Origin of the sequence: Companilactobacillus suantsaicola, from assembly GCF_004745525.1 — a bacterium.
Taxonomy (GTDB): domain Bacteria; phylum Bacillota; class Bacilli; order Lactobacillales; family Lactobacillaceae; genus Companilactobacillus; species Companilactobacillus suantsaicola.
Window position 1 is genome coordinate 41052 of the sequence record NZ_RKLY01000020.1, and the last position, 8305, is coordinate 49356.

The 8305-nt window shown below is 36.5% G+C and carries 8 protein-coding genes; all 8 read left to right on the top strand.

All coding sequences use genetic code 11. From position 1 onward, the window contains the following. The first annotated feature begins 53 nt into the window (after positions 1-53). The 8 genes from EGT49_RS08355 (at position 54) to EGT49_RS08390 (ending at position 8173) form a co-directional block, all read left to right on the top strand. On the top strand, positions 54-1013 hold the full coding sequence (locus EGT49_RS08355; RefSeq protein WP_135373375.1) for a LysR family transcriptional regulator: 960 nt from the start codon (positions 54-56) through the stop codon (positions 1011-1013). A 25-nt stretch (positions 1014-1038) separates the two neighbouring features. Further along, a complete protein-coding gene (locus EGT49_RS08360) occupies positions 1039-1971 on the top strand; it encodes a manganese-dependent inorganic pyrophosphatase (RefSeq protein WP_135373377.1) in 933 nt (310 codons plus the stop codon). 276 nt (positions 1972-2247) lie between these two features. Beyond that, on the top strand, positions 2248-3132 hold the full coding sequence (rbsU, locus tag EGT49_RS08365) for a ribose/proton symporter RbsU (RefSeq protein WP_135373379.1): 885 nt from the start codon (positions 2248-2250) through the stop codon (positions 3130-3132). A gap of 146 nt (positions 3133-3278) precedes the next feature. Beyond that, a complete protein-coding gene (locus tag EGT49_RS08370; protein ID WP_167849807.1) occupies positions 3279-4310 on the top strand; it encodes a LacI family DNA-binding transcriptional regulator in 1032 nt (343 codons plus the stop codon). Then, positions 4307-4699 (top strand): D-ribose pyranase, encoded by a 393-nt coding sequence (gene rbsD / locus EGT49_RS08375; protein WP_135373383.1) that lies wholly within the window; start codon positions 4307-4309, stop codon positions 4697-4699. Before EGT49_RS08370 ends, rbsD begins: the two co-directional genes overlap by 4 nt. A 16-nt stretch (positions 4700-4715) precedes the next feature. Next, positions 4716-6215 (top strand): sugar ABC transporter ATP-binding protein, encoded by a 1500-nt coding sequence (locus EGT49_RS08380; RefSeq protein WP_135373385.1) that lies wholly within the window; start codon positions 4716-4718, stop codon positions 6213-6215. Beyond that, entirely contained in the window at positions 6199-7185 is a 987-nt protein-coding gene (locus EGT49_RS08385; protein WP_135373387.1) for an ABC transporter permease subunit, read from the top strand. The genes EGT49_RS08380 and EGT49_RS08385 overlap by 17 nt, the downstream gene beginning before the upstream one ends. Positions 7186-7213: 28 nt before the next feature. After that, entirely contained in the window at positions 7214-8173 is a 960-nt protein-coding gene (locus EGT49_RS08390) for a D-ribose ABC transporter substrate-binding protein (RefSeq protein ID WP_135373389.1), read from the top strand. Positions 8174-8305 lie beyond the last annotated feature (132 nt).

The following is an 8305-nucleotide window of genomic DNA, read 5'->3' on the forward strand; positions in this document are numbered from 1 at the left end:
TCTTATTGAATGCATTACAAATTACTTTCATAAATATTAGGAGGACTCTTTTATTGTTAGATGAAAAATCAAGAAGAGTTTTTAGTTCCAAAGCCCTAAATTACTTTGATGAACTGACCAAAAACATGAGTTATACCAAAACGGCTCAACAGTTAGGTATTACTCAACCAGCTTTGACGCAACAGATCAAAAAAATCGAGCGTGTTGTTGGAGCACCGTTATTTTATAGTATTGGTAAAAAGATTTATTTAACGGATGCTGGAACGTTGCTATTAAAGACAACTCATCAAATGTTTAACTTGATCAATAATGTTACTGACCAAATTCAACAAGAGTCATCAGAACGTTCAGGTACGATCAGTATCGGTCTTTTGTCGACAGCTGAATCAATGGTTATTGAGGACTTTATTGTTGAATATAATCGAATCAATCCCGACGTGATCATTGATTTGAATCTTTTGACTCGAAAAGAATTGTGGGACAGTATTCAAAATAATCGTATTGATTTAGCGATTATGTATTTGCCAGATAAGAGTATTAAGAGCTGGAAGCAGTATCGCTCTAAGAAAATTATGAGTGATGAGATCATGTTGATTCACAATAATAAAAAGTATAGTAATCAAAAGAGTATTACTTTCAAGGATGCAACCGCAAAGCCTTGGGCCACTTATTTGAAGAGTTACTATTTTTCAGAATTGATCAGTGAAAAATTCCGCGATGAGCTAGTTTATTTTCCTAAAGTTATCGCTAGATTTTCTTCACCATATCAATTATTGAAGTTTACACAACAATCAGACGACGTTTATACAGTTTTGCCGCAAAGTTTCTGCATTGCTCACAAATCAATGTTTAAACTTTATCAAACACCACTTGAACCAGCTATCACAAGTGATTTATCATTTTTATATCGAGAGGATAAAGAAAAAATTCCGCGTATTGAAGATTTCCTTAGTGAATGGGATAATTTCTTAGAAGAGATGAGTTATATTGACCGTCTTAAATCTTCAAGATAAATTTTAAAAAGGGGCGCATAAACAAATGCCAGAGAAAGAATTAGTTTTTGGACATAGAAATCCTGATACAGATGCTGTTTCAGCAGCTGTTGCTTATTCATATTTACAAAATAAACTAGGGTTTAATACTGAGGCTGTTGCTTTAGGAGAACCAAACCTAGAAACAAAATTTGTTTACGATCATTTTGATGCTAAATACCCACGTGTTATTTCAGCTATCAACGGTGAAGTTAAGAAAGTTATGCTTGTTGACCATAATGAAAAACAACAAAGTGTTTCTGATATTGACGATGTTCAAGTTACCCACGTGGTTGATCACCACCGTATTGCTAACTTTGAAACAAAATTGCCTCTTTACTATCGTGCTGAACCAGTTGGCTGTGTAAGTACAATTATTTGGGAAATGTATCAAGAAAACGAAGTTGAAATTCCCGCTAAAATTGCTGGTTTGATGGCTTCATCAATTATCTCAGATACATTGCTATTGAAATCACCTACAACCACTGATGTTGACCGCAAGGCTCTAAAAGATCTTGCTAAGATTGCTGGAATCGATTACGAAGCATATGGTCTTGAAATGTTGAAGGCTGGTACTAACCTTGACAGTAAGTCAACTCAAGAACTTATTGACATGGATGCTAAGAGCTTTGACATGAACGGTAACAGTGTTCGTATCGCACAAGTTAACACAGTTGATATCGAAGACACTTTGAAGCGTGAAGCTGAATTTGTTAGTGATATTAAGGCTGAAAATCAAAAGAATGGTTACAACCTATTCGTGCTATTGATTACAAACATCCTAACTAGTGATACTACAGGTGTTATCATTGGTGATGACAGTGCTATTAAGACTTTCGAAGAAGCTTTGAATACTAAGGTTTCTGACAATAAGGCTAGTCTACCTGGTGTTGTTTCACGTAAGAAGCAAGTTGTTCCTCCATTGGATGCAAAATTCTAATATGATTTAATTAATAAGGAATCCTTTCGGATTCCTTATTTTTTTCAACAAATTTATTAATCGCTTACATTTAAAAAATCATAAATAATAAAAGGCATAAAATGTTATCGTTTCAAGCTGCAATTACTGTTTGGCTATATCTAAATAAGTAAAAAACTAACAATAAATTTAATGAAAACGAGCATTTTTCTTGAAAACGCATTCTCGGTTTTGCTATAATAACAACATTGCTGAAAAATGCTTTTTTATTTTGAAATTAGAGGGAGTTTTTATTTAATGAATGCAGTGAATATATTAATTGGCCTTATGCCAATGATTGGATGGGGCGTTTTCCCAATTTTGACTGGTAAATTCGGAGGGAAGCCAGTCAATCAAATCGTTGGAGCTACCTACGGAACATTTTTGTCAGCTATTGTAGTTACTTTAGTTTTACAAACGCCAATATTAACTGGGAAGGCTTTCTTATTTACCTTCTTGTCTGGTGCTTGTTGGTCAATTGCTCAAAGTTTAGTTTTTTATGCATTTGCTGAGATGGGTGTTTCTAAAACAATGCCTGTTTCAACAGGATTCCAATTGATCGGTACATCCCTATGGGGAGTCATCGTCCTAGGTGAATGGCCAAGCGTGACAGCTAAATTAATTGGTTTCTTCTCAATTGTTTTGATTATTATTGGAGTTTATTTAACAACTTACAGTGAAAAGAAAGTTTCTGAAAGTGAATCAAACGTCGTTAAAGGTATTACCTTAGTCTTAATTGCGACAATCGGTTATGTTGGATATTCAGCCTTCCCACAAGCTGTGACAGTCGATGGATTCCAAGCCTTTCTACCACAAGCTTTCGGAATGGCCGTAGCTTCAACCGTCTTTGCCTTCATCACTAAGAGTAACCGTGAAGCTAAGCCTTATCGTTCAAAGAGTACTTACTTGAACATCATCAGTGGTATATTCTTTGCCTTTGCTGCGTTGACATATTTGATCTCGTCAAGAAAAGACGTCAATGGTTTGGCAACTGGATTTACTTTGTCACAGATGAATGTTCTAATTGCTACTTTAGGTGGAATTTACATCTTGCACGAACATAAAACTCATAAAGAAATGGTTATGGTTTTGTCAGGTTTAGTGCTAGTTGTGATTGCCGGAGTCATTACCGCTTTTATTTAAAATTATGCAAAGCTTTATCCTGTCATGGGATAGAGCTCTTTTTTTACATTCTGGTATAAAAATTATGTTGACAACGCTTACATAAGATAATATCATGTGCTTGTAAACAGTAGTAAAACGGTTTACCAAATACGGAGATGATTCACTTGAAAGCAAATAAGACAACGATTAAAGACGTTGCATTGAAAGCGGGTATTTCGGTTACTGCAGTCTCGTTGATCTTAAATGGCAAAGGTGAACGTTTCAGCAGTGAGACCAAGCGTAAAGTCCATCAGGCACAATTAGAGCTTGATTATTACCCAGACTATTATGCACGAGGATTAGTTGGTCAGCGGAATAATTCTATTGGAGTGGTAATTCCTAATATTAAGAATCCCTTCTTTTCAAGCTTAGCATTAAGCATTGAACAGGCGGCGATTCCTAAAGGATATTTTCCACAGATTTTTAGTGTGAATGGGTTTAAGGAAAATATCGATTATTTCATCGAACAGTTTGCTTCCGGGACTCAGAAGGGCCTAGTCTTAGCTGCCCCGGGTGCTTCAAAAGAAATCGTTGATAAATTATCAATTCATAACGATATTCCGATGGTCTTAACTGATCAAGCCGATTTGAATACAGATGATGATCGGGTACTGATTGCTGAAGAAAAATCTGGAAAGGAGATTGCACATTATTTACTGTCACTTGGCCACAAACGAGTTGCTTTTGTAATACCAAGGAAGTTAACGATGAACTTAGTAAAACGTTTTACCGGTTATACAGAAGCATTTATCGAATATGGACTTGAAGTCTCAGAAGATTTGATTTTTCGAACTGATTTTGGTCCTGAAGGTGGTGTTAAAGCAGCAAAAGAAATAATAAAAACCGATGCAACTGCCATCATTGCAATTAATGACGATGTTGCAATGGGAGTCTTTAAGGGTCTGCATTCACTTGGAAAATCAGTTCCAGGTGATTACTCAATCGTCGGGTTTGATGATTTTAATTTGAATAAGTATCTAATTCCTAGTTTAACAACGATGGCGCAACCAATTGAATTGATTGGGCAAAAAATCGTTGAATTAATGATCGAGCGAATTCAATATCCCAATCGACCTAGTAAAAGAATTGTTTTAGATACTAAATTGAAAATTGGCGACTCGACTAGACAAATAAATGAAGGGGGACGTGTATTGTGAAAAAAGGGTTAGTTCTAAATACACAAATTTCAGCAGTGATCGCTGATATGGGTCATTTTGACACATTATCAATTGGAGATGCCGGTATGCCAGTACCAGCTGGAACAAAGAAAATCGATTTGGCCGTTCAGAAAGGTTTACCAAGTTTTATTGATGTTTTGAAAAATGTACTTTCAGAATTACAAATTCAAAAAGTATATTTAGCCGAGGAAATCAAAACTCAAAATCCTGAACAATTAGCTAATATTAAGAAGATCATTGATGTTCCAATCGAATTCATGCCACATGAGGAGATGAAAAAACATTTAAGTTCTGATAAGGCCTTCATTCGTACAGGAGAAGCTAGTCCTTATTCAAATATCATTTTGGAAAGTGGAGTCACATTTTAAACGGAGGTGATTCTTGATGAAGATTGAAATGAAGAACATCACTAAAGCCTTTGGAACAAATAAGGTTTTGGAAGGTGTTAATTTCACAGTTCAATCAGGTGAAGTCCATGCACTGATGGGAGAAAACGGTGCTGGAAAATCAACCTTAATGAATATCTTAACGGGACTATATGGGGACGATGGAGGAGAAATATTAGTCGATGGTCAAACGACTCACTTCAGTGGGCCACTTGATGCTGAAAGACACGGAATTTCTTTTATCCATCAGGAAATGAATAATTTCTTGGAAATGTCAGTGGTCGACAATATGTTCTTGAATAAGGAGATCAAAAATAAATTTGGTTTGATGAATGAGAATAAGATGCGTGAACAAGCTAAATTTTATCTCAGTAAACTGGGTGCTAAGATCGATGTCGACAAACCGATCGGTAGTTTAAGCGTTGGACGCCAGCAGATGATTGAAATTGCTAAGTCACTGATGACTAATGCCAAGATCATCATCATGGACGAACCGACGGCCGCTTTGACCGAAAATGAAATTGCTCAACTGTTTGAAATTGTTCGTGGATTAAAGAAACAGGGAGTTGGTTTCATTTACATTTCTCACCGGATGGAAGAAATTTTTGAAATTGCTGATAAAGTTACGGTCATGCGAGACGGAATCTCAATCAATGAATATCAGACTAAAGATGTTTCGATGAAACAACTAGTCAAAGATATGGTTGGCCGTGAAATTGGGGACTTTTATCCAGATCGAAATCCTAAGTTTGGAAAAGTTTCATTAGAGGTTCAGCATTTATCAGAAGATGGTGTTTTTCAAGATGTCAGTTTTAAAGTTCAAGAAGGTGAGATTTTAGCTTTTTCTGGTTTGATGGGAGCAGGAAGAACCGAAATTATGCGGTCAATTTTTGGGATTGATCCCCACAATGAGGGAAAAATTTTGATTGATGGCCAAGAAGTTCACATTCACTCACCACAAGAAGCCATTAAGCATCAGATTGGATTTTTGACCGAGAACCGAAAAGATGAAGGCTTAATTTTAAACGATTCATTAACCGACAATATAGTTTTGCCTTCCATCAATGGTTTTGTTAAACACGGCTTAGTCGATGACAAAGCTATCAATGAATTTACTAATATGTTACTCAAACGACTCAGTGTTAAAGCTCAAAGCGCTGATGTAACTGCTAGTAGCTTGAGTGGTGGTAATCAACAGAAAGTCGTTTTAGCTAAGTGGGTCGGTTCAGGATCACGAGTTTTGATTTTGGATGAACCAACGCGTGGGGTCGATGTCGGAGCTAAACGTGAAATTTATGATTTAATGAATGAATTGACCGATCGTCACGTAGCTATCATTATGATTTCGAGTGATTTACCAGAGGTACTAGGGATGAGTGACAAGATTGCCGTAGTTTATGAAGGAAAAATTACCGGAATCGTCGATACAAAGAGTGCCACTCAAGAGTCAGTTATGACTTTAGCGACAGGGGGAGTCAAAGATGGAACAAGAAACTAAAGTTAGTCAAACTAACGAGAAGAAGAGTTTCGATTTTAAAAAGTTTATCAGTAAAATGGGTCCCTTAGTAGCTTTGATCATTTTAGTAATTTTGGTCACAGCACTAAGCCCTGGCTTTATTCAACCAAGTAATCTTTTGAATCTATTGCGTCAAGTTTCAATCAATGCAGTTATTGCCTTTGGTATGACATTTGTAATTTTGACTGGTGGTATTGATTTGTCAGTTGGTTCAATTCTGGCTTTGACAGGTGCAGTTACCGCTTCAATGTTAGTCAGTGGTATGTCGGCTGGATTGGCACTCTTAGTTGGACTATTAATGGGTGGAATCCTGGGCTTTTTAAACGGGGTCTTAATCGCTTATGGTAAAGCAGCTCCATTTATTGCCACTTTAGCCACGATGACAATTTTCCGTGGGGCAACGTATGTCTTTACAAATGGTAATCCGATCACTGGGACCAAAATGAATAACAGTTTTTTGTTCCAATTCATGGGTCGTGGATACTTGCTCGGTATACCCGTACCAATTTTTATTATGGCAATTGTTTATTTGATTTTATATTTATTACTACATAAGACGACCTTTGGCCGCAAAACTTATGCTTTAGGTGGTAATGAGCAAGCAGCTTATATCGCCGGTGTTAAGACAAAAATTGTTACTATGTGGATCTACACCATTTCTGGGTTAATGGCAGCTTTAGCTGGTATTATTTTAACTTCACGTTTAAGTTCAGCTCAACCAGATGCCGGTACTTCTTATGAAATGGATGCCATTGCCGCAGTTGTTCTAGGTGGAACTTCTCTGGCTGGTGGTAAAGGTAGAATTTTTGGAACCTTAATTGGTGCTTTGATTATTGGTACTTTGAACAACGGAATGAATTTGTTAGGAATTTCGAGTTTCTATCAACAAATTGTTAAAGGTATCGTAATCTTGATTGCCGTACTTATCGATAGACGTTCATCAAATGATTAATCATATTAATAATGGGGGATTTACTATTATGAAAAAATCTTTAAAGCGCATTATTCTAACTGTGAGTGTCTCTGCTTTAGCATTGTTCACTCTAGCCGGATGTGGTAAGACAGGGCTTGATTCTGGAAATTCCAGTGATTCAAAAGTTGAAACAAAGAAACCAAAGGATATTAAAGTTGGTGCTAGTCTCTCAACCCAATCTAATCCATTCTTTGTTTCCGTTAAGAAAGGTATCAACGATTTGGCTAAGAAGAACGATACAAAAGTTCAAATCTCTGATGCCCAAAACGATACAGCAAAACAAAATAACGACATTGAAGATTTAATTACTAAAAAAGTCGACATCCTGATCATTAACCCAGTTGACTCTTCAGCTATCACGCCGGCAGTTAAGGATGCAAATGATGCTGGTATCCCAGTTATCACAGTTGACCGTTCTAGTGATGGTGGTAAGGTGTTATCATTAGTTGCTTCTAACTCAACTAAAGGTGGTCAAATGGCCGCTAAGTTCTTGATCGACAAACTTGGTGAAAATGCTAAGATTGCTGAATTACAAGGTATCCCAGGAGCTTCAGCTACACGTGAACGTGGTAAAGGATTCGATAATTACTCCAAAGGTAAATTGGATATCGTTGCTAAACAAACTGCTGGTTTTGATCGTGCCAAAGGTTTGAGTACTACTGAAAATATTCTTCAAGGTAACCCAGATATCGTTGGTATTTTCTCACAAAATGACGAAATGGCACTAGGTGCAGTTCAAGCAGTTAAAGCTGCTAATAAAGAAGTTACAATTGTTGGTTTTGATGGTGAAAAAGACGGAATCAAGGCCGTTAAATCAGGTAAGATGGCCGCAACCGTTGCTCAACAACCAGAAGAAATGGGACGTTTGTCACTTCAAGCAGCTTATGATTACTTCAATGGTAAGAAAGTTAAGAAAAATATTGAATCACCATTGAAATTAGTTACAACAGAAAGCTTAAACAAATAACAGACATGAATTAAAGGCGAATTTTATAATCAAGTTAGCCACCTTAAGAAAAACTAAATAAAAAAACACCAAGACGTAAAAATCAGTTATCATTGGAGTTCCGACACTAACAATGAAAGAGGTTTTTCGTCT